This window comes from Ruminiclostridium papyrosolvens C7, assembly GCF_000421965.1.
GTDB lineage: Bacteria > Bacillota > Clostridia > Acetivibrionales > DSM-1351 > Ruminiclostridium > Ruminiclostridium papyrosolvens_A.
Map to the genome: position 1 here is coordinate 1 of NZ_ATAY01000020.1, position 23,505 is coordinate 23,505.

The following is a 23,505-nucleotide window of genomic DNA, read 5'->3' on the forward strand; positions in this document are numbered from 1 at the left end:
AACGGTTATTTTTTTATCCTACAAGTATCTTGGCTTCTGGATAAACAATGTCGGAAGTTCTTTTGGAGGACTTCAGTGTCAATGCTACAGCAAAGGATAAAGGGCCGACCCTTCCCAAAAACATTGTTAGAATAATGAGCGCTTTGCTTGCGGTATTCAGTAATGGCGTCGGGCCAAGAGTTAATCCGACTGTACCAAAAGCAGAAGTTGTCTCATATAGTATGTCCAATACATGGAAATTGCTTTGGATTGTAACAATGGCAGTGGTAATTATTACTACAAGAATAGCACTTAATCCTGTTATTGAAAGTGCCTTGTTTACTGTGTGCTGGTGCAATTTTCTCTTAAAAAGAACTACATCCCCGGAGCCTTTTATTTGTGAAAAAACAGCAATCATCACTGCACCAAATGTAGTAACCTTTATACCACCTCCTGTGGAGCCGGGGGCAGCACCTACAAACATAAGGAATACTGTGAATACCTTTGATATCTCTTTCATATCGGCAAGATTAATTGAATTAAAGCCTGCGGTTCTGGCTGCTGTCGATTGAAAAAAGGCTGCGTTAATTTTCTCCAAAAAGTTCATAGGTCCCAGTGTTTTAGGATTGCTATATTCGTTTGCGAAGAAAAAAAGAGTACCGGATACCAAAAGTAGAGCAGTTATAACAAGCACCAGTTTTGTATGAAAGAGGAGTGCTTTGTTTTTTCTGAACTCATACAAATCTCTCCAAACCGTAAATCCAAGTCCTCCAACTATTATCAGGCCTGAAATAGTATATATTACTATGGGGTCGTTGTTAAAAGGGGTAATGCTGAGGAATTTGCCGTTAATGGCACCGCTAGTTATGTCAAAGCCGGCATTACAGAAGGCGGAAACAGAGTGAAAAACACTCATATAAAAGCCAAAGGCACCGAACTTTGGCACAAAACTAATAGACAATAAAATTGCCCCAATTGTTTCAACCAGCAGGGTAGTAGTTACAATTCTTCTGACAAGCCGCAGAACTTCATCGTACCTGAAGGCATTAATGGATTCCTGAGCAATAAGCATCCCTTTTAAGCCCACTTTTTTCTTTAATAACAACGAAAAGAAGGTTGCCAGAGTAATAATTCCTAAAGCACCCACTTGAATCAATGTTAATATTATTATTTGACCTGTAGTGGACCAGTAAGTATAGGTATCATAAACTACAAGACCTGTTATGCATGACGCCGAGGTAGAGGTAAACAGAGCATTAATAAAAGGTGTCCATTCTCCCGACCTGCTGGAAAACGGCATTGACAAAAGTACGGCCCCTGTAAGTATCAAAACTGCGAAACTTAAAACCAAGAGCTTTGATGGAGCAATATTTAACAGATGATGTTCCTTATTTTTTAATTTTCTCTTTTCCATTTAGTTAGTACCCACTTTATTTATATTTTTGTACATTATGTCTAATTAAATAGACTACCATAAATTAGCCATTTTATCAATTATCATCTTTAGTAAGAGATTTTTATCTATGATTATTATTAATTAAGAATATGATATTTATATTTGTATAAAATAACATTTAAGTTCGACTTATATTAAGTTGAACAATTTTACAAGGTAAAAGGGAGGATTGACATGCCACTTACAAGTAAAGAACTGATGCTGATTCAGGATAATATCAGTATGTGTGAAAACAACATAAAGTATTTACAAGGTTGCGCACAACTGGCAAATGACAGCCAGATAAAGAATCTTTGCAACCAATTGGCTAGTGAAGAGAAGAATGGCTTACAGCTTTTGATGAAGCACATAAACACAGCAGGTCAACAATAGGAGGTGTAGAATATGGCAGAATTAACTGATAAGGAAATAATGGCATCTATTTTAAATGAAAGAAAGCTTGCTGCATCATCATTAACAAATTTGATTCTGGAAAGTTCCAATCCGTCTCTTAGAAACGATGTAAAGAGCATATTGACCAGAACTTTTGATGAACAGAAGCATGTTTTTGATATGATGTCCCAAAAAGGCTGGTATTCTGTACAAAATGCAAACCAGCAGGAGATTTCACAAGCACAGCAGAAGGTTAAGGGCATAGAATCCCAGATGGGATAAAAAAAACAATACAAGGCAGGCAGCAGCCTGCCTTGTATTGTAATTTAAACATGAGTAACACTTTATTCACATACGCATAAACTGATATTGCAGGGATAGAGGTTTAAATATCTGTATTTTAATTTTTTATATAGGGCTATTATAAGCTTCATATATTTCGAGATAAAACTATTATAATTAACTTTTAAATAGGAGTGAGAAAAAGTGACATTACAAATATCAACAATGTCCCGGAATGACGGAGGTGTTTTTTATTATGAGCAAAATAATAGTCACGGGAGGTAAAAAATTAAAAGGTGAAATAGAAATTGAGGGTGCCAAAAACGCTGTTTTACCAATATTAGCTGCTACAATTCTTAATCGTGGCGAGAATGTAATCAAGAATTGTCCCATGTTTAAGGACGTGGAAGTTATAATTGAAATTTTAAGAACTATCGGTTGCAAAGTAAAAGTAGAAGATAACGTCGTGACTGTGGATTCAACAACATTAACTTCTACAGAGGTTCCCGAACATCTCGCCGCAGAAATGAGATGTTCAATAATATTAATGGGTCCTTTACTGGCTAGAGAAGGAAAAGTGACTATAAGCTATCCGGGTGAGTGTGTTACTTTGGATTCAAGTAATTTAAGTTGACGTATCATTTTTCTGAATTGTATAGCTTTTCTAACCTTATTTACTACCACCATTCTGTTAATCTTATTAATTGGTTTTGGAATAAAATCATAAATATCGTAATTCAACACTTTTTCAATTTGATCCATCTCTATGGTGGATGCAATTATTACCGGTATTTCCTTATAAGAATTCGTTTTGCAAAATTCCTCAAGAAACCCAAATCCATCTAAAACTGGCATTACCAAATCAAGTATTATAACATCAACATTTCTGCTTTCTACCATATCCAGAGCTTCTCGTCCATTAAGGACTGAAACTATATTAACACGTTCTTTGTAAAGATAATTTCGTAGTATTGCATTGTCCAGGATATTATCATCAGTTACAAGAATAGTACTAATCATAGCAGACTCCTTCTTATGTATTTGTATTTTGTTTCCAGTACAGTATTCGATATAGAATACAAAATACCTCCAATATTATAATTTAAAATAAAAGGTTGTAAATATTATACAAAATGATGAATTTAAAGTTACATTTTTGTTGTACATAATTATGGTATAATTGTTTTGAATATATGAAGGCTTGCAATATTATGGGCTATTGGGTAAAATGGCATTTCAGATCTATAAAAAAAGTAAGGATCTAAAATATGGAAACAATAAATGAAAACAACTTGTTGCACAAGGCACGCAACGGGGACACCGGGGCATTTGAGGAGCTTACGGCTGTATACTATTCAAAAGTCTACAGTATTTGCTACAGGATGCTCAATAACACCGAAGATGCATATGAACAGGCTCAGGAGACATTTATAAAGGCTTTCAAGTACATAAAGGACTTTAAGGGGAATTGTGCCATATCTACGTGGCTTTACAGAATTGCAACCAATGTATGTCTGGATTTTATTAGAAAAAACAAGAAAAAGAAAGTAGTCTCCATAGAGCAGAGCACTTTTGAGGATTTAAAGCTTAAAGACAGTCTGGTTTCAGATAATCCGGGGCCGGAAAAAGTAGCAGAGACCAATGCGCAGAAACAGGCCATAAAAGAAGCCATGGATAAAATGAACGAAAAAAACCGCTTGGTTATCATACTCCGTGATTTTATGGGACTTAGTTATGATGAAATATCGGATACAATGAAAATTCCTGTAGGCACTGTGAAATCAAGAATCAGCAGGGCCAGAAACGAACTAAGGGAATTATTGTGCAAGGATAAGGAACATTTATTTACCGATTACGTCAAATAAAGTGAAAGGAGGGAATTGATATGGATTTTTGCAAGGAATCAGATTACTATGTATCTTTATATATTGACGATATGCTTGAAGAGGCAATAAAAATAGAATTTGAAAAGCATATAAATGAGTGCGGTAAATGTTCTCAAAAGGTCAAGGAAGCTTTAGCTGTGGCAGAGTTGTGCAGAGAAAGTGGCGATATAAAGCTGCCACAGAATTTTTCGTCTTCCCTCCATGACAGGCTGGTAGAAGTTGCGGAAAATAAAAAAGAAAATAAAGGCAGGTTGTTTATATATAATAAAAAGCTAATTGCGGGGCTGTCAACGGCTGCTGTACTGTTAATATCTCTACTGGCATACAGTATGCTTCCCCATACAGATTTAAACAAGCAGGCCGCCGGTATTTCTACAGGTATAACTGCTTCTAATTCTGCTGAGGATAGTGCAAAGGATTCTGCTATTTCCAAACAGGAATCAGTACAGAAATTTAGTGCCCAAGAGAATAATAATAATGAAAGCCAACCATCATCCGACAAACTGACAGCCGACAACAGCAGGAGTACAGAAAAAGATTACCCGGAAAAAAGAGTTTTTGAGGAAAAAGGTGAAAATAAAGCAGTATTAAAGTCAAGTCAAAGTACGAAAAAAACGGATGGAGAATCAAAAGAGAAAACTGGGTCAGTATACAAAATAAAAGTTGCTGAAGATACTGCCCCCATGCAGTTTTTTTCAAATACAGCGGAAATGACTTTAAATTCGGCAACTAAGGATAAAGAAAATGAAGATGAAGCCTTAAAGGGCTTAATGTCAGAGTTGGGAGGCCAGGAGCTAACTACTGATGACAAAACTGTAGTTATTATGGCTCAAAAAAATTATGTTGATTATGTAATTCCATTAGAATCATTTACTAAAATTCAGCAGTTGGCTAATGATAAATATAATCTGGACATTAGCATAAAGCTACCTGTGACAAAAGAAAATATTAGTGAGAAATATAAAGAACTTGAGAAACAGAGAGATGAATTGACCCAAAAAATTAGTGATATGGAAATAAAAGGTGAAAATACTTTAACTCTGGAAAAAGAAAGAAATGATTTATCGCAAAAGTTGGATGAGATTGTAAAGAATAGTGGTATGATAACGGTAAGAATATTTTTTGCAGATAGATAATTAGCGGAGGCACAAATGAATTCGGAAGACAAAATTTTAGTTGTAGACGGTAACAGTATACTAAACAGAGCTTTTTACGGACTAAGCAGAGCAGCCATGCTTACAACGTCCGAGGGATTATATACAAATGCGGTTTTTGGGTTCATAAACATACTTTCAAAATATCTTCAGGATGAAAATCCAAGGTATGTTTGTGTAGCCTTTGATTTAAAAGCTCCTACCTTCAGGCATAAGGAGTATGACCAATACAAGGCTCAAAGAAAGGGAATGCCAAATGAGTTGGCAGTTCAGGTTCCCATCATAAAACAGGTGTTAGATGCTATGAACATTGCAAGGGTCGAAGTGGAAGGGTTTGAAGCTGACGATATACTGGGAACTGTTTCATCGTACGCTGAAAAGCAGGGAATGGAAACGATACTATTAACCGGTGACAGGGATTCATTACAGCTGGCTTCTTGCCATACAAGAATAAAGCTTCCTGTAACAAGGGGAAATAAAACCGAAACAGATCAGTATGATTATGATAAGGTTATAGAGAAATACGGAGTAACACCGGGCCAGCTTATAGACGTAAAAGGGCTTATGGGGGATGCATCGGACAACATTCCGGGAGTACCCGGTATAGGTGAAAAAACTGCACTTGATCTGATTAAGAAGTTTAACTCTTTAGAAGAATTATATGAAAATTTAGATAAAGTAGAGAAGAAGGGCGTCCGTGAAAAACTGGAGAATAACAAAGAGCTTGCTTTTATGAGTAAAAGGCTGGCTACTATATTCAGAAAAGTTCCCGGTGTGGAGAATATAAGTAGTTTTGCAAGGACAGAAATTGACAAAGAAGCATTATATAGTATCTTCAAACGGCTGGAATTTAAGACACTTATAGAAAAGTTCGGTCTGGAAAATACACCTTTTGTAGAAGCAACTGAAGCTTTAAAAATTGAACATGTGGATGTTCATTCCGTAAGTGAACTACAATCATATATTAGTGTAATCAAGCTCAGCGGTATGATATCGGTGTATTATCACGTTGACCCTACAGGCAGTTACCTGGATGATTTGTGTATTTTTGCCTGTAATGAAGAATACGCACCAGCAAATATCATTTTCTCCGAAAAATTAACCTGTGAAACGGCCATTAATGAACTTCGTGAAATATTGGAGAGTAAGGATATTGAAAAATACGGACATGATTTAAAAAATTTATACAAGTATCTCAAGTCTCATGGAATAGAGTTTGAAAATGTAGTATTTGATACTTTTATAGCAGCATATATACTTGAACCTACCAGAAGCACTTACACAGTTTCTGAGTTGTCTGAAGATAAACTAGAGCAGAGCATAACCCCCGTTGAAGTTTTGTATGACAAACATGGCAAAAGACTTGATCAGGGACAGGATGTAAGTTCATCTGAGGTTTGTGCTGCGGCGGTAAATGCCATATTTGGGCTGACACAGAAGCTGAGGCCTATTATAAGGGATAATGGTCAGGATGAACTTTACTATAAAATAGAATTACCTCTTGTTGAGGTACTGGCTGATATGGAGCTAAGGGGTTTCAAAGTTGACGTTGAAGGCTTGAAAGCATATTCAAAGGAAATGGATTCAAGACTTGTAATACTGGAAAATGAAATATACATGCAGGCAGGAGAGACCTTTAATATAAATTCTCCAAAACAGCTGGGCGTAATACTTTTTGAAAAACTGGGACTGCCTGTTGGAAAGAAAACGAAAACAGGATATTCAACAAATGCAGAGGTACTGGAACAGCTTTCCTACAAGCATGAAATAGTCGAAAGAATTCTTGAATACAGACAGCTGATGAAACTTAAGTCAACATATGCGGATGGACTTTTGTCTGTATTGGAGCAGGATGGTAAGATTCATTCAAACTTTAACCAGACAGTGACGGCAACAGGAAGAATCAGCAGTACCGAGCCTAATTTGCAAAATATACCAGTTAAATTAGAAATGGGAAGAAAAATACGAAAGGTATTTATTCCCACCAACCAAGATTATGTACTGCTGGATGCAGATTATTCACAGATAGAACTAAGAGTACTTGCACATATAACAGATGATCCTAACATGATAGAAGCCTTCTTAAAAAACGAGGACATTCATACTACTACTGCTTCAAAGGTATTTGGAATACCGCCGGAAGAGGTATCATCGTTAATGAGGTCAAGGGCGAAAGCCGTTAATTTTGGAATAGTTTACGGAATAGGGGATTTCAGCCTTTCAAAAGATATCGGGGTAACAAAAAAGGAAGCTCGACAATATATAGATGACTATCTTGACAAGTATTCCAAGGTTAAGGAGTACATGAGTGATACTGTTGAAAAAGGCAAAGAATTTGGGTTTGTGACAACTCTTTACAACAGAAGAAGGTATCTTCCTGAGCTTAAATCCAGTAATTTTAACATGCGTTCCTTTGGAGAGCGTGTTGCAATGAATACGCCTATTCAGGGAAGTGCGGCAGATATTATAAAAATATCCATGGTAAAGGTTTATAATGAACTGAAAAAGAGAAGGCTCAAGTCAAAACTTATTCTACAGGTTCATGATGAATTGATTGTAGAAACAGAAAGATCTGAATTGGAAGAGGTATCAAAATTGTTAAAGGATTGTATGGAAAATGCCGTACAATTAAAAGTACCTTTAACAGTAGATGTAAAACATGGGGATAGTTGGTATGAAACAAAATAGGAAATCAATTATTTTAGGGGTAACAGGCGGAATAGGGAGTGGAAAAAGTACAGTAAGCAGTATTCTCAAAGAACTTGGCGCTGTTGTAATTGATGCAGATGTGATAAGCAGAGAGGTCGTAGAGCCCGGGAAAATGGCCTTAGAGGAGTTGACACAGGAGTTCGGTAAGGATATACTTGATGATTGGGGACAGCTTAAACGCAAAGAACTGGCGGCTAGAGTGTTTAGCGATGAATACAAACTCAGGATTTTGAACAGTATTGTGCATAAATATGTTGCCCAAAAAATAAAAGAAAATGTGGAAGAACAGCTGCTAAAACAGACAAAAGTTATTGTTATTGATGCACCCATTCCTATTAAAAACGGTTTTCTTGATTTGTGTGATGAGGTTTGGACGGTTTTTGCGCTTATGGAAATAAGGGTTAAAAGAATAATGAAGAGAAACGGTATGACCTATGAGGAAGCTGTTTCAAGAATTCAATCCCAGATTTCTGATGAGGAATATTTAAGTATCGCAAATAAAGTTATCAATAATAATGATGATGTGACGACCCTTAGACAAGAAGTGGAAAGTCAGTTTGCAAGGCTGTTAAGGTGATTTCTTTGAGGAAAAAGAAAAAAGGTGGTTTAAAAATATTAGGTGTGTTAATCACACTGGTTATAATAGCAGCAGTTGGAATATTTGCTTCACGGTATGTTTTAGAATATTTATATCCTTTGGAATACACGGAGTATGTAGAAAAATATGCCAGGCAATATAAGCTGGATAACTATATGGTTTATGCTGTTATAAAAGCAGAAAGCGGTTTTAATTCTCAGGCAGTTTCTCCCAGAGAAGCCAAGGGCCTTATGCAGATAATGGATAGCACAGGGGAGTGGGCTGCTAAAAAGGCAGGCATTAATGAGTTTGAAAAAAGTATGCTCCTTGAACCCGAAACCAATATAAAAATTGGCTGCTGGTATCTGTCAAATTTGTTAAAACAGTTTGACAATGACACTGTGGTAGCACTGGCTGCTTACAACGCAGGCAGCGGTAATGTTTCTAAATGGCTGAAAGATCCTGAAAAAAGTCATGACGGAAAGAGTCTTAGTATAATACCATTTGAAGAAACAGAAAATTATGTTACAAGAATACAAAAATACTATAAAATGTATAAAAAGCTTTACGATGATGACAAATAGTGATATTTTTATAGTGTAAGGAAAAATGTACTATCTGATTAGGAGGGTGCAAGCCATATGAATTCACTTCTATTTGAGAGAGATTTGCTATATCCTACACAAAATGTTATTGACCCCGGAATACTTCACGTAAAGCTGTTAAGTCCTACAAATTCCAGAATACCTGTTCTTATCGAGTCAAAGTCAATGCATTCGGCAGTTGATAATATCAAGACTATAATTGATATTTTGCAAAAGGAGATATTCGACAGAATAAACATAAAAATATCTGAAAACACGCTAGTGTACCTGAAACTAAATGAATTGGATAAGCTCAATTGCGATGGCGTTGAATGTATGCAGATTATTTTTAATGGGGATGACGATATTACATATAAACCTGCCGACTTGGAATACATAGTTTAGAATATACGAAATATACAACAAAATAAAAAGGAAAGCTCTGATTCTAACAGTAGCTTTCCTTTTTTGGTACTGATTAAATGGTTCTTTGTACTGCCTGAGCCACTAATCTTAATTCATCCATAAGGCTTTTGAATCTCTCTGGCCTTAGTGATTGAGGACCATCGCACAATGCACACGGTGGATTGGGATGAACCTCAATTATAAGACCGTCTGCACCGGTAGCTATTGCCCCTTTTGCAAGTGCAGGGACATACTTCCAGTTACCGGTGGCATGGCTGGGGTCAACAACAACCGGAAGATGGGAAACATCTTTAATAGCAGGGATTGCACTTAAATCAAGTGTATTTCTTGTCATTGTTTCAAAAGTACGTATACCCCTTTCGCAAAGAATAACTTCATGATTTCCTTCTGCTATTATATATTCAGCAGCCATAAGCCATTCTTCAATAGTGGCTGACAACCCTCTTTTTAAAAGTACAGGCTTACGAGTCATGCCCACTTCACTTAATAACCTGAAATTCTGCATGTTTCTTGCGCCTATCTGGAATATATCTGTATATTTATTTACAAGTTCTACATCTCTGGTATCCACAACCTCAGTAACCATTTTAAGACCGGTGGCGTCACGGCCTGCAACCATTATTTTAAGGCCATCCTCTTCAAGCCCTTGAAATGCATATGGAGAACTTCTCGGCTTGAAAGCACCGCCTCTAAGGATTTTAGCACCGCTATTTTTTACACTGATTGCAGTATCAACAAAGTCCTTTTCATTCTCTATTGCACACGGCCCGGCCATAACAACAATTTCTTCACCGCCTATTTTAACACCGCCGATGTCTATAACTGTTGGTGTATGCTGAAGTTCATTACCTGCAAGTTTATACGGTTTCATAATTGGGACGAGTGTTTCTACACCTTGCATCTGGGATATAGCGTGAACATTAAGAAGCCTTTTATCACCGATTGCACCGATTACCGTTTTTATATCTCCGTGAATGGGATGGGTTTTAAAACCCAGATCAAGCAGCCTGCTTTCAACGTTCTCAATGTCCTTTACAGTCGCACTTTGCTTCATTACAATAATCATAACTTAACCCTCCACAAATTAAATTTTTAATACAAATGTCTCAAGTAAACTAGTTAGCATTTCAGGGTTTTAGAAAATAAAAAAGTCCTCATCCCTATAAACAAGGGACGAAGACTTATAGCCTACGCGGTACCACCCAAATTGGTAAAAACCCACTTAATCATGTACGGGAAAACAAATGAAATTTCCGATACACTTCTTCCTGTAACGGGAAAGACCCGGTATGACCTACATAAAAGGTTCAGCCAACTGTTCATGGGAGAACTTCAAAAATACTATCCTGCAATGCTTCCACCAGACCACTGCTCGCTTTAAAGACTCGTATAGTCTACTTTTCCCATTCATCACATTTACTTACAAATATTGTATTAGAAATATAGTAACATGCACTATAATCAAAAGTCAATGGTTTTTTTATGAGTTATAATTATTTTAATATCCTTTGTATCATGGTAACTCTTGCTGCATTCTCAAAAGCATCTTCCAACTGATTAAGGCCATCAAATTCATCGTACTTTTGCTTTAAAGCTATAGATATCAGATGATCTGCCAGATGCGGGTTTTTTGGCAAGAGGCTTCCATGTGAGTAGGAGCAATAAACGTTTTTGTAAACAGCACCTTCAAACCCATCCGTACCATTATTACCATTGCCTGAAAGAACTTTTCCCAAAGGACGAACATTATCACCCAGATAAGTACGTCCCGAATGATTCTCAAATCCTACAATTTTGAGAGGTGAGCCATTATCTGAAATCAGTTCGCTTTCAAATACAATATTTCCTATCATTCTTTCTTTACCGCCGATTGTCCATAAATCAAGTGCACCCAAGTATTCAAGCTCTTTTCCGTCCCAGGTCTTATAGTATTTTCCCATGAGTTGATATCCTCCGCAGATACATAGGAATACCTTACTGCCTTCCACTGCGTTTTTGATCTCGGCTCCCTTCTGGGTCAGTACATCGTTTTGGATAATCTCCTGCTCGTAATCCTGTCCTCCTCCGAGAAAAACAATATCGTACTCTTGCGAATCGAAGCTGTCTCCGATTGTGACATTGGTTACTGATACATCTATACCGCGCCACTGAGCACGCCTTTTAAGAGAAAGTATGTTTCCCATGTCACCGTAAGTATTTAAAAGATCAGGGTATAAATGACAAATTTTTAATTGATACATATCTATTTCCAGAACTCCTTTAAGTTAAACTTTTTCTTTAAAATACCTCTGATATCCAACATAGCTGTGTAAGTAGGCAGGATATAAAAACATCCTCCGGCAGCAACAGCTCTTAGTCCCTCATCAATAACCCTCTGATAATCTTTTATAATTCTGATTTTCTTTGTATCGAGGCCGCTATATTTAAGACGTACAGCCATATCCTCACCTCGTATACCGGAGGTTATGAGATTGACGATTCTGTCATCTGCAGTATTAAGGTGTTCAAAATCAACATCCCACAGCCAAGAAATGTCTGTTCCATCAGCCAACTTGTCATTAATAAGAAAGGCTATATTCAGGGGCTGACTGTCAAGGGTAAGAAAGTTAAGCACCTGATTAAACCCTGTAGGATTTTTCACAAGGATTAATTTTATTAATTTATCTCCAACATTGATGGTTTCCATTCTGCCGAAGCCGCATTCAAAGGATTCCACAGCCTTTTGCACCGTTTCGTGACTATATACAAGGGAAAGGCCACAGGTTGCTGCCGCCATTGCATTGTATACATTATAAAGGCCGGGAAGATTAATCCGGGTTGTATGTTCAGCCTCGTCGGTGCCTAACGCCTTTGAATATTTCCACTTGATGGTTGTATAGCTGCTTTCGGCTTCTTCAATACCAATACACTCAAGGTCTGCCGCAGGTCTTGAATATCCGCATTCCGGGCAATAGAATCCGCCTAAATGACCATATACATGGTTTTTGTACTGGTATTTTCCTTTGCAGAAAATACAGAACATAGCATCAGTATTGATATTTTCAAGACTCTGCTGACTGGCAGTTTCACCGAAACCGTAGTAAAATACAGGCTTCTCAGTTTCATGCCCAAGAGATGCACACATTGAATCGTCGGCATTCAGTATAAGGGTAGTTTTTTCATCCAGCCTGTCCAAACCCGATTTAACAGCATTCAATGTAGAATAGAGTTCTCCGTATCGGTCCAACTGGTCTCTGAAAAAGTTGGTAACTACCACAGACTTCGGTTGGAGATGCTTTGTAACCTGATTAAATGCCGCCTCATCACTTTCAATAAGAGCTGTCTTGTGTTTGGGCTTACCCAAGGGAGAAACCGCCTGTATAAAAGTTGTAGTTATACCGCTTAATAAATTTGCACCTGATTTGTTGGTTATGTAATCAACATTATTGTTTTTTAGAATCTCTTCAATAATTCTGGAAGTTGTTGTCTTACCGTTAGTTCCCGTAACCATGATTATTTCAAAGTCTTTTGCTATTGATTTTAGAATATCGGGATACAATTTGAACGCAACCTTGCCGGGTAAGGTTGTACCGCCTTTTTTCAGTATTCTGAGTATTCTTATGGTTAATTTGGATATTATTATTGTCAGTATTTTTCTGAAGTTCATATATTCTCCTAAGTAATTTTAAGACCAAAAATAAATAACTTTTAGTAAACATTATATCATCTTGAGTTTGCTTTTATATATACTATTTTGATTTTTAACAAATTTCTTATGTTTTATATCTCATTGATGGGTAATATTACGTTATGATATAATTATAAAAGCATAGTGCCAGCAGAGTAACACAATCAGGTGGTTGTGAATTAGGCCCAAGACCTATTGATTTACATTTGAAAGCATTAAGAAGCCTTGGTGCAAAAATAGATGATATTAGCGGCGGTTACATATTATGCGAGTCAGATGGACTGAAGGGATGCGACATTTACCTTGATTATCCCAGTGTAGGTGCAACGGAGAATAGCATGATAGCTGCTGTTTATGCACAGGGAGAGACTATTATCAGAAACGCAGCAAAAGAGCCGGAGATTGTAGATTTACAGAACTTCCTTCAAAAAATCGGTGCAAAGGTAACCGGAGCAGGATCAAGCGTAATAAGAATTAAAGGCCTTGAGAAAAAACCGAACAATGTTGAGCATACTGTAATTCCAGACAGGATAATTACGGGTACATATATGGTTGCAGCCGCTATTACAGGCGGCAATGTAACAATAAAGAACATTATACCGGAACATATAATATCAATTGCATCGGTTTTAAGGGATATAGGTTGTCAGATCTCCATAAAAAGGAATGACATTCAGGTAAGTGCCGGAACAAGGTTGGATGCAGTTGAAGTTGTACGAACGTTGCCTTATCCGGGATTTCCAACGGATATGCAGGCACAGCTGATGACATTGCTGTCAATATGTAAAGGTACCAGTATTATAATTGAGACAATATTTGAAAGCAGATACAAACACGTTGACGAACTTTTAAAGATGGGTGCAAACATCAGAATAGACAGTCGTGTCGCTGTAATAAAAGGTGTTGACGGTCTTAACGGTGCACAGGTGACAGCAAGAGATTTACGCGGGGGTGCGGCTTTGGTTCTTGCCGGATTAGCAGCAAAAGGAGAAACTATAATTACAGGCCTTGAGCATATTGACAGAGGCTACTACAAGATAGAAGATAAACTGTCTGCTTTAGGTGCAAAAATTATAAGGGTATAAAAGCGAATGAATAATAGTCAAAAGAAAAATTTAAAAACAACTAATGATAAAAAGAAAAAAAAATACAGATTTAAAATAAGAAGGCTGAAAAAGTTATTTACATTTGTTTTGATTGTGACGGCAGTTGTTTTATTTGCCAGATCTTCAATTTTTGTAGTAGATAACATAAAGGTTACTGGGAATAAAAAATATCAGGCCAATGAGATAATTTTGCGTTCAGGGCTTGTTACAGGTCAGAATGTGTTCAAAATGCTTGGAGAGAAACCAAAGAATCTATTAACACTAAAGTTTGGAGACAAAGAAAAAGCAGTTTCGATGTCTATGCCGTATATAAGCTCTATCAGTATAAGACCTTCCCTATCAAAGACCATAAAAATAAAGGTGACGGAGAGAACACCTTTTTGTATACTTGACAATAAAGGGACAAGCCTGCTGATTGATAAACAGGGGTGCGCACTGGAAGTTCTTACAAATCAGAATGAAAAAAAGAAATATTTCAAAATAATAGGTAATTCGTTGGATAGCTTTAAATTGGGACAAGAGGTAAAATTTAAGAATAAAGATACACTGAATGACTTGATGAGTTTTTGTAATGCCCTTACAAAGAATGATAAGGATTCTAAACTGAAACTATACGGAAAGCTGACAGCAGTTAATATGTCAGATCCCGGTACCGTAACAGCTATATTTGAAAACAGGGTTACCGTAAAGTTTGGTGACATGGATGATTTGGATTACAAAATAGGTTTCTTCAGACAGTTATTTGTTAATAATATTACTGCCAAGCAAAAGGGTACACTGGATTTTACGACTGGAAGGTATCCGTTCTTTGCTCCGGCTGAATAATTAAAATACATACTACTGCGGCTCATGGAGGTTAATATGATACCGATTTTAGGATTAATTCTGGGAATAATTGCAGGCATGTTTATACCAATAACGATACCATCAGAGTATTTTACATATGTAGCGGTGGCAATACTTGCTGCGTTAGACTCTGTCTTTGGTGGTATAGTTGCATCAATAAACAAAAAATTTGAGATGAGAATATTCCTGTCAGGGTTTTTTGGAAATGCGTTGCTTGCTGCAGGTCTTGCTTATATTGGGGACAAACTGGGAATACAGATATACTTTGCAGCCATTTTTGCCTTTGGTAACAGACTTTTCTTAAACTTTGCTTTAATTAGAAGATATCTATTGAATAAAATGTTTAAAAAAGATAATATAGTAAAAGAGGATGTTTAGATTAGAATGTTACGTAAAGTACTAAAGATACACTTTTTAGGGGGTCAGTTCGGTGTCTGATATCATTGTAGGAATTGACATAGGTACTTCCAAAGTAAGTACGGTAATTGGAAAAATTAACAGCATGGGCGAGGTAGAGGTCTTAGGTAAAGGAACTGATCCTTGTACAGGGGTTAAAAAAGGAATCATTGTAGATATTGAGGCGGTTTCGTCATCTATCAGAAGTTCGGTAAGAATGGCTGAAGCTCAGGCAGAAATCAAGGTTGTTACTGCCTACGTAAATATTTCAGGATTGCATGTGGATATTAAAAATTATAAAAATTTTACTATTGTTGCCAGCGAAAATAAGGAAATTTCAAGGAACGATGTACAAAAACTTCTTTACTCTGCGGGTTCTATGGATATACCCGAGGGCAGTGAGATTATTGATGTTGTTCCCAGACAGTACATAGTAGACGGTTACGATGGCATCACCGATCCTGTAGGTATGAAGGGAGCAAAACTTGAGGGAGATTTTGACGTAGTAATAGGAAAGATTATCTCAGTACAGAATATTGTAAGAAGTATGGAAAAAGCAGGATTGAAAGTTGATGGGATAATACCCGAAGGCTTTTCTGCTGGGGAATGCATTTTAGCACCCGACGAAAAGGAAATGGGAGTAGTGCTTATTGATGTTGGAGGAGGTTCAACAGAGATAAGTGTTTTCAAAAATGAGATGCTGGTTATGAACAAATGTATTCCTGTTGGTGGAGATCACATAACCAATGACTTGTCTATAGCTCTTAAAATTACATATTCCGAAGCGGAAAAGATAAAAAGACAACTTCAACTGGCCTCCACAGCTCTTATTAAATTCGATCAGGATATAACCGTAAACGATATCAGCGAGAGTTTCAAAAAGAATATTAAGGTTTCAGATATTATAGAAGTAATTGAAGCAAGAGTTTATGAGATGTTCAGCATATGCTGTGATCTGATTCAAAAAAATTGTCCCGGTAATTACGGCGCAGGAGTGGTACTTTCCGGAAACGGAATATCTGCAATGGATGGAGCGGTACAAATTGCAAATGAGCTATTCAATATGCCTGTACGGGTGGCATCGCCAAAGGTAAGAAGTTTATCAGGCCTGCAACATTGTACCGCAGCCGGTATAATCAGTTATATAGGAAAACAGGAAAGAGAAGCAAGTACAACAAGTTCTATCAGTAAAAAAACTGATTTAAAGCCTGTAAAAAAAGCTAAAGAAAGTTCTTTCTTTAAAAAGGCATTAAATGCCTTAAAAGAATTTTTTTACTAGGTAATAAAATCAAAACTTGCCTAATTTGTTTTTATAATATATAGTATTATTATGTGTTTTTCTACGCTATATATAAAAAAAGACAATTTATTCCGTTGAATTTAATAGATATACACATCAAGTTTTATTACAAATGCTAAAGGGGGATTTAAATTGCTAGATTTCGAGATTGACATGGACCATTTTGCCCAAATAAAAGTTATTGGTTGCGGCGGCGGTGGTAACAATGCCGTTAACAGGATGATAGCAGCCGGGTTAAGAGGCGTGGATTTTATAGCGATTAATACTGATAAGCAGGCATTATTTTTATCAAAAGCCAATACTAAGATTCAGATAGGAGACAAGCTTACTAAGGGCCTTGGTGCCGGAGCAAATCCTGAAACCGGAGAAAAAGCAGCTAATGAGAGCAGAGATGAGATTGCTCAAGCGATAAAGGGTGCTGACATGGTTTTTGTTACTGCCGGTATGGGTGGCGGAACAGGAACTGGTGCAGCTCCTGTTGTAGCGCAGCTTGCAAGAGAGATGGGTATTCTTACTATAGCTGTTGTTACAAAACCTTTTATGTTTGAAAGCAGAACTCGTATGCAGCATGCTGAAAGAGGTATAGAAAACCTTAAAAATTCCGTTGATTCTTTGGTAACAATTCCAAATGACAGACTTCTTCAGGTTGTTGAGAAGAGAACAACCATGGTAGAGGCTTTCAGAATGGCTGATGATGTCTTACTTCAGGGTGTACAGGGTATTTCTGATTTGATTGCCGTTCCCGGTTTAGTAAATCTTGACTTCGCCGATGTAAAAACAATAATGCTTAGTTCAGGTTTGGCTCACATGGGAGTTGGAAGAGCATCCGGTGAAAGCAGGGCAGAAGAAGCAGCAAAACAAGCAATTCAAAGTCCACTTCTTGAAACATCAATTGAAGGAGCAAGGAGAGTACTTGTAAATATTACAGGAGGGCCTGATTTAGGTCTGTTTGAAGTAAATACTGCTGCCGAATTGGTTCAGAAATCTGCTGATCCCGAAGCAAATATAATTTTTGGAGCTGTTATTGACGACAATCTCAAGGATGAACTTATGATAACAGTTATTGCAACTGGTTTTGAGACAAGTCCTATCCTAAAGAAGACTGAGAAGCCTGTTGAAAAAGTAGTTAAAAATCCTGTAAGTGCAAATGCTTCAATGCCTGTTGAAAGTGGAAGTTACGGTTCGGTTTCCCAAGAGAAAAATTCTTCCGGTTCAATGTCAGTTGACAATGAACTTGATATACCAACATTTCTTAGAAGAAACAGATTTAAATAATTAAAATATAGATTCGATTAATTTATCGCATTTACAGCCCGTTGGAAGTTCCAACGGGTTTTTTGCATTTTCCGGGATTTTGAAAACCTATTTTGTCATATGAAAATTCTTTTTCTACATTTCTTTTTGACAAACTTTTGTTAATTAACTATGTATAATAAACATAAAAACATAAAGGCTTGAATAATAATTTAATAGATATAATTTCCGTACAGGTCTTTTAGTAATTGTGAGGTATAAAAGTGGAAATTTATTTGGATGTTCTTATACTTGAAAATTTGGTTATCAATTATCTTATTCTATATGTTACTGCAAAGTTTTCCAGGTATAGAACCAGTACTTTGCGACTATTCGCAGGGGCGATAATAGGCGCCTTATATGTTGGTATAATCATTATTGAACCTGATATAAAGGTATTCTATACTACTTTGGCAAAGATACTTTTATCCTTCTTTATAATTGCTGTAACCTTTTCTCCCAGAAAGATTATGACATTCATAAAAACATTGGTAATTTTCTACATATCGACTTTTATATTTGCCGGTGCGGCACTTGCCTTCTTGTTTTTCAACGAGCAGGGAGGTTTTGTGAAAAATGGTATTGTATATGTATTTGGACAATCAAAGTGGAGTTTAATGTTTTTTTCACTTGTTACGGTGGGTATAATCATAAAAATATTCATGGAAGTCATTCAAAGTAAATTTACCAGAGAAAATCTACTGATACCGGTTAAGATTGCCTTCGATAACAGAAAGATAGGGTTTCCTGCTTTAGTAGATACCGGCAATTCATTAAAGGACCCTTTAACAAATAATCCTGTAATGGTTGTGGAATTTAATGCACTGGAAGAACTATTGCCAATAGAGATAAAGAATATCTTTAAAAATTCAAAGGAAGACGATTTAAGCTGTGTAACTACAACAATTTCAACTTCAAAGTGGTTTTCAAGATTCAGGTTGATACCCTTTAGCTCGTTGGGCAAGGAAAACGGAATGCTTATAGGGTTTAAACCTGATTTTATTGAAATAGGTGAGGAAGAAGAGAAAAGGGATGTAAAAAATGTGATTGTAGGTATATACAACAGGTCCCTGTCAAGGAATGAAAAGTACAAGGCACTGCTTGGTCCGGAACTGGTTGCGTAGGCTGAATTACTATATACATATTTGAAAGGGGACAGCTAAATGAATTTTGTATCCAGGTGTAAGATGTACTTACTTATCAAGTACGAAACGTTATTAAGGAAATTTAAGATTGGGAGATCATTTCCCGTACATTACATAGGGGGCAGTGAGGCTCTGCCGCCTCCTCTTACCCTCGACGAAGAGACATACCTCCTTCATAAGCTCGAACAAAGCGATTATGGCGTTAAAAGTATTTTAATTGAAAGAAATCTAAGACTGGTTGTTTATATTGCAAGAAAGTTTGAAAACACAGGCGTAGGAGTAGAAGATCTGATTTCCATAGGTACTATAGGTTTGATAAAGGCTATAAATACATTCAATCCTTCAAAAAATATCAAGCTTGCAACATATGCTTCAAGATGTATTGAAAATGAAATTCTGATGTATTTGAGAAGAAACAACAGGGTTAAGGCAGAAATATCTATTGATGAACCTTTAAATATCGATTGGGATGGTAATGAACTGCTGCTGTCGGATATACTTGGAACCGATAACGACATGATTCATAGGAGTATTGAGGACGAGGTTGACAAGGAGCTTCTTGCTGCAGCAATGAAAAAATTATCAGTAAGGGAAAAGAAAATAATGGAGTTGAGGTTCGGTCTTTCTAACGGTGTTGAAAAAACCCAAAAAGAAGTGGCTGATATGCTGGGTATATCACAATCTTATATTTCAAGACTTGAAAAAAGAATTATCAGCAGACTAAAAAAAGAGATTAGCAGGATGACCTAGAGAGAAGCCGTTGAGCCCTCAAAAGCAAGCTTGTCAAGGGTTTCGAGAAAAATATTTTGGATGATAATTCAGTATAAAATAGGCCTTCATGGCAATAATGATATTGCACAGTTATTATTGCTCTGGAGGTTTTTTATATGCTTATCAATAAAGTTGAAATATGTGGCGTTAATACATCTAAACTTCCTGTTCTCACCAATGAACAGAAAAAAGTACTATTTGAAAGAATGCATAAAGGCGATAATTCTGCTAGAGATGAGTTTATAAATGGAAATCTCAGGCTTGTATTAAGTGTTATTCAGAGGTTTAATAATAGAGGAGAATATGTTGATGATTTGTTTCAGGTAGGCTGTATAGGTTTAATAAAAGCTATAGATAATTTTGATGTAACTCAGAATGTTAAGTTTTCAACTTATGCAGTCCCAATGATAATAGGAGAAATCAGAAGGTATTTAAGAGACAATAACTCCATTAGGGTTAGCCGTTCATTGCGAGATATTGCGTATAAAGCATTACAGGCAAAGGAGAGGCTTACAACACAAAATTCAAAAGAGCCTACAATAGCAGAACTGGCTCAGGAACTTCAACTTCCCAAGGAGGATATTGTTTTTGCATTGGATGCCATTCAAGACCCTATATCGTTGTTTGAATCCGTTTACCATGATGGAGGAGATGCCATTTATGTAATGGATCAGGTCAGTGATGACAAGAATATTGACGAGAATTGGCTTGAAACGATTTCTCTGAAAGAAGCCATGCGTAAACTTAATGACAGGGAAAAACTCATTTTAAATCTCAGGTTCTTTGAAGGAAGAACTCAAATGGAAGTTGCAGATGAAATAGGAATTTCTCAGGCACAGGTATCAAGACTTGAAAAGACCGCATTAATGCATATGAAGAAGTACATTTAATAAATATGAAAAATTAAAATTTCATATCCAAAAAATTAGGACATATAATTATTAATATATGTCCTAATTTTTTGATTGTGGAGGTCAATACATGAGAAGAGCAAGCAGCCTGAAGGATAAGGAAGTTATAAATGTTTCGGATGGTACACGCCTGGGAATGGTCTCAGATGTCGAAATAAACCTCAATGACGGAAGAATAGAGGGGATAGTAGTACCTATACCGGGTAAATGGTTTGGTCTGTTTGGAAAGGACAATGAGTACATAATTCCATGGGAGAGCATAATAAAGGTTGGTGACGAAATAATACTGGTCGAAATGAATGAGAATATTGTCAGAAAGTTTTTAGAATGATAGCGGCTGTAGGTATACAAATATTATCAAATAAGGTAAAATGGAATCAGCATAGAAAACACTTGCTTTTCAACAGGAGGATATAAACAAATGAAGTGTCCATTTTGCGGTTTTATAGAAGATAAGGTCATTGATTCCAGACCCACAGATGAAGGTTCTGCTATCAGAAGAAGACGTGAATGTACAAAATGCAACAGAAGGTTCACCACATATGAAAAGGTTGAAAGTCTACCCCTGATGGTAATTAAAAAGGATAAGTCAAGACAGCCCTTTGATAGGGATAAACTAATGAATGGACTCTTAAGAGCATGTGAGAAAAGACCTGTTTCTATAAACGATTTGGAAAAAATGGTAGAAAATATTGAATCACAACTGCATAATTCACTTCAAAGAGAAGTAACTACAGAAGATATTGGTGAAATGGTTATGTCAAAGCTTAAAACCATGGACGAAGTTGCTTACGTAAGATTTGCGTCTGTTTACAGGCAATTCAAGGATATAAATACTTTCATGGACGAGCTTAGGAAACTGCTTAGAGATGAGAAAATGGAATAGATTATGTAAAAAAAATACAGCCCATTCCGCTTACTGAATGGGTTTTTTTGACTTTAATATAGTTTTATGTTAAAATTGTATCCGATAGAACGAAATCATTTCTTGTAATTCTTAATATTTTGTCTAAATTGGTAAGGTTTCTATTTAAAATTTCTTTAAGTTATATTCAAATGTGTTTTACATCTAAATTTCTAAAAAAATAATTGAGAGGATTTTTCTATGGTCTCAAAGGTAAAGAGCTGTGCCCTTTTGGGTATTGACGGCTGTATTGTTGACGTTGAAACGGATATAAGCAATGGTATACCCAGTTTTGACGTAGTAGGACTTGGCGATATGGCAGTAAGAGAATCACGTGAAAGAGTCAGAGCTGCTATTAAGAATAGTGGTATTGATTTTCCTGTAAGGAGAATAACAATAAATCTGGCTCCTGCAAGTCTGAGGAAGGGAGGATCAATGTATGACGTTTCCATTGCAGTAGGAATACTTGTAGCTTCGGATATAATAAAGAATACCGAGCTTTCGTTATATATGTTCTTAGGAGAACTTTCTCTGGACGGAAGTATAAAGCCAATAGATGGAATTATTTCAATGGTTTGCTGTGCTGTTACAAATAACATAAAGAATATATTTGTACCTGAAACCAATTCCGATGAAGCAGCAGTATTCAGTAGTGTAAACATTTTACCGGTAAAAAATCTTAATGATATTATAAAGCATCTAAATGGCGATAAAATTATTCCATCCTACCTTATAAACGTGGATAGCATATTTATGCATAATACTAAAGACAGCTTGGATTTTTGTGACGTAAAGGGACAGGCAGGTTTGAAGAGGGCAATGGAAGTAGCCGCCTGTGGTTCCCATAATATGCTCATGATAGGTTCACCCGGTAGCGGTAAAACAATGTTGGCAAAAAGGCTGCCGTCAATACTTCCTGATATGACATTCGAGGAAGCGGTTCAAATAACAAAAATACACAGTATTTCAGGTCTTTTGCCGAGAAATACTTCCCTGATTACACACAGACCTTTCAGAAATCCCCATCACACAACATCAGCAATAAGTCTTGTAGGTGGCGGAAAACAGTGCAAACCGGGAGAGGTTAGCCTCGCTCACTACGGTGTTCTGTTCCTGGACGAATTTCCCGAATTTGAAAAAAGTGCTATTGAAGTGCTTAGACAGCCACTGGAGGATGGAGAGATAACCATATCCAGAGTCAACGGAAGTATTACATACCCTGCAAGATCAACTCTTATTTGTGCAGCTAACCCATGCAAATGCGGTTATTATCTGGAACCTTCCAACAAATGCAGTTGTACTCCCAAAATGGTCCAGCAATATCTTGGTAAACTAAGTCAGCCGTTGCTGGACAGGATTGATATACACGCAGAAATACATCCCGTGAGATATGACGATTTAAATAATGAAGTCAAGGAAGAAACGTCTGCCGTTATACGTGAAAGAGTTAATAGGGCAAGAAGGATTCAGACTGACAGGTACAGAGGGCTGGGAATATATTCAAATTCCGAATTAACGCCAACGTTGATAAGAAAATACTGTGAACTTGACAGAAATACGTCAAGCCTTCTTAAAATGGCATTTGAAAGGCTTGGACTGAGTGCTCGAGCCTATGACAGAATCTTAAAAGTAGCAAGGACTATTGCTGATATGGATGACAGTGAGAAAATAAAATCTGAACATATTGCCGAAGCGATACAATACCGCAGTATGGACAGAATAAAAATATAAAGGAGAATTT

At 36.7% G+C, this 23,505-nt stretch carries 24 protein-coding genes, 1 pseudogene and 1 other annotated feature; of the genes and pseudogenes, 20 read left to right on the forward strand and 5 right to left on the reverse strand.

Going from position 1 to position 23,505, the window contains the following annotated elements:
• Positions 1–13: 13 nt before the first annotated feature.
• Positions 14–1,393, reverse strand: a complete 1,380-nt coding sequence (locus L323_RS24975) for a TrkH family potassium uptake protein (protein WP_020814379.1) — start codon at positions 1,391–1,393, stop codon at positions 14–16.
• Positions 1,394–1,609: 216 nt separating this feature from the next.
• Here L323_RS24975 and L323_RS24980 point away from each other — a divergent pair, with 216 nt between their 5' ends.
• The 3 genes from L323_RS24980 to L323_RS24990 all read left to right on the forward strand — a co-directional run bounded on the left by L323_RS24980 (position 1,610) and on the right by L323_RS24990 (position 2,723).
• Entirely contained in the window at positions 1,610–1,807 is a 198-nt protein-coding gene (locus L323_RS24980) for a hypothetical protein (RefSeq protein WP_020814380.1), read from the forward strand.
• Between the two features lie 12 nt (positions 1,808–1,819).
• On the forward strand, positions 1,820–2,089 hold the full coding sequence (locus tag L323_RS24985; protein WP_020814381.1) for a spore coat protein: 270 nt from the start codon (positions 1,820–1,822) through the stop codon (positions 2,087–2,089).
• Between the two features lie 256 nt (positions 2,090–2,345).
• Positions 2,346–2,723, forward strand: a complete 378-nt coding sequence (locus L323_RS24990) for a hypothetical protein (protein WP_020814382.1) — start codon at positions 2,346–2,348, stop codon at positions 2,721–2,723.
• Here the strand turns inward: L323_RS24990 and L323_RS24995 are convergent.
• Positions 2,678–3,109: a response regulator gene (locus L323_RS24995; RefSeq protein ID WP_020814383.1), complete on the reverse strand. Its 432-nt coding sequence runs from the start codon at positions 3,107–3,109 to the stop codon at positions 2,678–2,680. The genes L323_RS24990 and L323_RS24995 overlap by 46 nt on opposite strands.
• Positions 3,110–3,357: 248 nt before the next feature.
• Between L323_RS24995 and L323_RS25000 the strand changes: the two genes are divergently transcribed.
• Genes L323_RS25000 through L323_RS25025 form a run of 6 tightly spaced genes read left to right on the forward strand, consistent with a single transcriptional unit; the run spans position 3,358 to position 9,404 of the window.
• Positions 3,358–3,954 (forward strand): RNA polymerase sigma factor, encoded by a 597-nt coding sequence (locus L323_RS25000; protein WP_020814384.1) that lies wholly within the window; start codon positions 3,358–3,360, stop codon positions 3,952–3,954.
• A 20-nt stretch (positions 3,955–3,974) separates the two neighbouring features.
• Positions 3,975–5,111, forward strand: coding sequence for an anti-sigma factor family protein (locus L323_RS25005; RefSeq protein ID WP_020814385.1), 1,137 nt, complete (start codon positions 3,975–3,977; stop codon positions 5,109–5,111).
• A 15-nt stretch (positions 5,112–5,126) separates the two neighbouring features.
• Positions 5,127–7,817, forward strand: coding sequence for a DNA polymerase I (gene polA, locus L323_RS25010; RefSeq protein WP_020814386.1), 2,691 nt, complete (start codon positions 5,127–5,129; stop codon positions 7,815–7,817).
• Entirely contained in the window at positions 7,804–8,415 is a 612-nt protein-coding gene (gene coaE, locus L323_RS25015; RefSeq protein ID WP_020814387.1) for a dephospho-CoA kinase, read from the forward strand. The genes polA and coaE overlap by 14 nt, the downstream gene beginning before the upstream one ends.
• A complete protein-coding gene (locus tag L323_RS25020; protein WP_020814388.1) occupies positions 8,412–8,999 on the forward strand; it encodes a lytic transglycosylase domain-containing protein in 588 nt (195 codons plus the stop codon). The genes coaE and L323_RS25020 overlap by 4 nt, the downstream gene beginning before the upstream one ends.
• A 57-nt stretch (positions 9,000–9,056) precedes the next feature.
• Entirely contained in the window at positions 9,057–9,404 is a 348-nt protein-coding gene (locus L323_RS25025) for a hypothetical protein (protein ID WP_020814389.1), read from the forward strand.
• Between the two features lie 73 nt (positions 9,405–9,477).
• On the opposite strand, the gene aroF is transcribed toward L323_RS25025, so the two are convergent.
• From aroF to L323_RS25040, 3 genes are all read right to left on the reverse strand, one after another.
• A complete protein-coding gene (gene aroF / locus L323_RS25030) occupies positions 9,478–10,491 on the reverse strand; it encodes a 3-deoxy-7-phosphoheptulonate synthase (RefSeq protein ID WP_020814390.1) in 1,014 nt (337 codons plus the stop codon).
• 100 nt (positions 10,492–10,591) lie between these two features.
• Positions 10,592–10,845: a binding site (T-box leader), on the reverse strand.
• Positions 10,846–10,918: 73 nt separating this feature from the next.
• The gene (locus L323_RS25035) at positions 10,919–11,665 is read right to left on the reverse strand and encodes a type 1 glutamine amidotransferase (RefSeq protein ID WP_020814391.1); all 747 of its coding nucleotides are present in this window, start codon (positions 11,663–11,665) and stop codon (positions 10,919–10,921) included.
• A gap of 2 nt (positions 11,666–11,667) precedes the next feature.
• Positions 11,668–13,071 (reverse strand): Mur ligase family protein, encoded by a 1,404-nt coding sequence (locus tag L323_RS25040; protein ID WP_020814392.1) that lies wholly within the window; start codon positions 13,069–13,071, stop codon positions 11,668–11,670.
• 182 nt (positions 13,072–13,253) lie between these two features.
• Between L323_RS25040 and murA the strand changes: the two are divergent.
• The 11 genes and pseudogenes from murA to L323_RS25095 form a co-directional block, all read left to right on the forward strand.
• Positions 13,254–14,177: pseudogene (gene murA, locus L323_RS25045) on the forward strand (UDP-N-acetylglucosamine 1-carboxyvinyltransferase); the annotation flags it as partial.
• 6 nt (positions 14,178–14,183) lie between these two features.
• Positions 14,184–15,023 (forward strand): cell division protein FtsQ/DivIB, encoded by an 840-nt coding sequence (locus L323_RS25050; protein ID WP_020814394.1) that lies wholly within the window; start codon positions 14,184–14,186, stop codon positions 15,021–15,023.
• Positions 15,024–15,059: 36 nt separating this feature from the next.
• Positions 15,060–15,422, forward strand: coding sequence for a small basic family protein (locus tag L323_RS25055; RefSeq protein ID WP_014313998.1), 363 nt, complete (start codon positions 15,060–15,062; stop codon positions 15,420–15,422).
• A 52-nt stretch (positions 15,423–15,474) separates the two neighbouring features.
• Positions 15,475–16,719, forward strand: a complete 1,245-nt coding sequence (ftsA, locus tag L323_RS25060) for a cell division protein FtsA (protein ID WP_020814395.1) — start codon at positions 15,475–15,477, stop codon at positions 16,717–16,719.
• Between the two features lie 153 nt (positions 16,720–16,872).
• On the forward strand, positions 16,873–18,015 hold the full coding sequence (ftsZ, locus tag L323_RS25065; protein ID WP_020814396.1) for a cell division protein FtsZ: 1,143 nt from the start codon (positions 16,873–16,875) through the stop codon (positions 18,013–18,015).
• 242 nt (positions 18,016–18,257) lie between these two features.
• A complete protein-coding gene (spoIIGA, locus tag L323_RS25070; protein WP_020814397.1) occupies positions 18,258–19,157 on the forward strand; it encodes a sigma-E processing peptidase SpoIIGA in 900 nt (299 codons plus the stop codon).
• A gap of 39 nt (positions 19,158–19,196) precedes the next feature.
• Entirely contained in the window at positions 19,197–19,928 is a 732-nt protein-coding gene (sigE, locus tag L323_RS25075) for an RNA polymerase sporulation sigma factor SigE (RefSeq protein WP_020814398.1), read from the forward strand.
• A 137-nt stretch (positions 19,929–20,065) separates the two neighbouring features.
• Complete coding sequence (sigG, locus tag L323_RS25080; protein WP_014313993.1) at positions 20,066–20,839, forward strand: RNA polymerase sporulation sigma factor SigG; 774 nt, start codon at positions 20,066–20,068, stop codon at positions 20,837–20,839.
• 91 nt (positions 20,840–20,930) lie between these two features.
• On the forward strand, positions 20,931–21,191 hold the full coding sequence (locus L323_RS25085; RefSeq protein ID WP_020814399.1) for a YlmC/YmxH family sporulation protein: 261 nt from the start codon (positions 20,931–20,933) through the stop codon (positions 21,189–21,191).
• A 90-nt stretch (positions 21,192–21,281) separates the two neighbouring features.
• Positions 21,282–21,746, forward strand: a complete 465-nt coding sequence (nrdR, locus tag L323_RS25090; RefSeq protein WP_014313991.1) for a transcriptional regulator NrdR — start codon at positions 21,282–21,284, stop codon at positions 21,744–21,746.
• A gap of 219 nt (positions 21,747–21,965) precedes the next feature.
• Positions 21,966–23,495: a YifB family Mg chelatase-like AAA ATPase gene (locus L323_RS25095; protein WP_020814400.1), complete on the forward strand. Its 1,530-nt coding sequence runs from the start codon at positions 21,966–21,968 to the stop codon at positions 23,493–23,495.
• The last annotated feature ends 10 nt before the right edge of the window (positions 23,496–23,505 follow it).

Excerpts from the sequence above, each read along its gene's own strand:
- L323_RS24975 (WP_020814379.1), bottom strand. The coding sequence starts at position 1,393 with ATGGAAAAGAGAAAATTAAAAAATAAGGAACATCATCTGTTAAATATT.
- L323_RS24980 (WP_020814380.1), top strand. The coding sequence starts at position 1,610 with ATGCCACTTACAAGTAAAGAACTGATGCTGATTCAGGATAATATCAGT.
- L323_RS24985 (WP_020814381.1), top strand. The coding sequence starts at position 1,820 with ATGGCAGAATTAACTGATAAGGAAATAATGGCATCTATTTTAAATGAA.
- L323_RS24990 (WP_020814382.1), top strand. The coding sequence starts at position 2,346 with ATGAGCAAAATAATAGTCACGGGAGGTAAAAAATTAAAAGGTGAAATA.
- L323_RS24995 (WP_020814383.1), bottom strand. The coding sequence starts at position 3,109 with ATGATTAGTACTATTCTTGTAACTGATGATAATATCCTGGACAATGCA.
- L323_RS25000 (WP_020814384.1), top strand. The coding sequence starts at position 3,358 with ATGGAAACAATAAATGAAAACAACTTGTTGCACAAGGCACGCAACGGG.
- L323_RS25005 (WP_020814385.1), top strand. The coding sequence starts at position 3,975 with ATGGATTTTTGCAAGGAATCAGATTACTATGTATCTTTATATATTGAC.
- polA (WP_020814386.1), top strand. The coding sequence starts at position 5,127 with ATGAATTCGGAAGACAAAATTTTAGTTGTAGACGGTAACAGTATACTA.
- coaE (WP_020814387.1), top strand. The coding sequence starts at position 7,804 with ATGAAACAAAATAGGAAATCAATTATTTTAGGGGTAACAGGCGGAATA.
- L323_RS25025 (WP_020814389.1), top strand. The coding sequence starts at position 9,057 with ATGAATTCACTTCTATTTGAGAGAGATTTGCTATATCCTACACAAAAT.
- aroF (WP_020814390.1), bottom strand. The coding sequence starts at position 10,491 with ATGATTATTGTAATGAAGCAAAGTGCGACTGTAAAGGACATTGAGAAC.
- L323_RS25035 (WP_020814391.1), bottom strand. The coding sequence starts at position 11,665 with ATGTATCAATTAAAAATTTGTCATTTATACCCTGATCTTTTAAATACT.
- L323_RS25040 (WP_020814392.1), bottom strand. The coding sequence starts at position 13,071 with ATGAACTTCAGAAAAATACTGACAATAATAATATCCAAATTAACCATA.
- L323_RS25050 (WP_020814394.1), top strand. The coding sequence starts at position 14,184 with ATGAATAATAGTCAAAAGAAAAATTTAAAAACAACTAATGATAAAAAG.
- L323_RS25055 (WP_014313998.1), top strand. The coding sequence starts at position 15,060 with ATGATACCGATTTTAGGATTAATTCTGGGAATAATTGCAGGCATGTTT.
- sigE (WP_020814398.1), top strand. The coding sequence starts at position 19,197 with ATGAATTTTGTATCCAGGTGTAAGATGTACTTACTTATCAAGTACGAA.
- sigG (WP_014313993.1), top strand. The coding sequence starts at position 20,066 with ATGCTTATCAATAAAGTTGAAATATGTGGCGTTAATACATCTAAACTT.
- L323_RS25085 (WP_020814399.1), top strand. The coding sequence starts at position 20,931 with ATGAGAAGAGCAAGCAGCCTGAAGGATAAGGAAGTTATAAATGTTTCG.
- nrdR (WP_014313991.1), top strand. The coding sequence starts at position 21,282 with ATGAAGTGTCCATTTTGCGGTTTTATAGAAGATAAGGTCATTGATTCC.
- L323_RS25095 (WP_020814400.1), top strand. The coding sequence starts at position 21,966 with ATGGTCTCAAAGGTAAAGAGCTGTGCCCTTTTGGGTATTGACGGCTGT.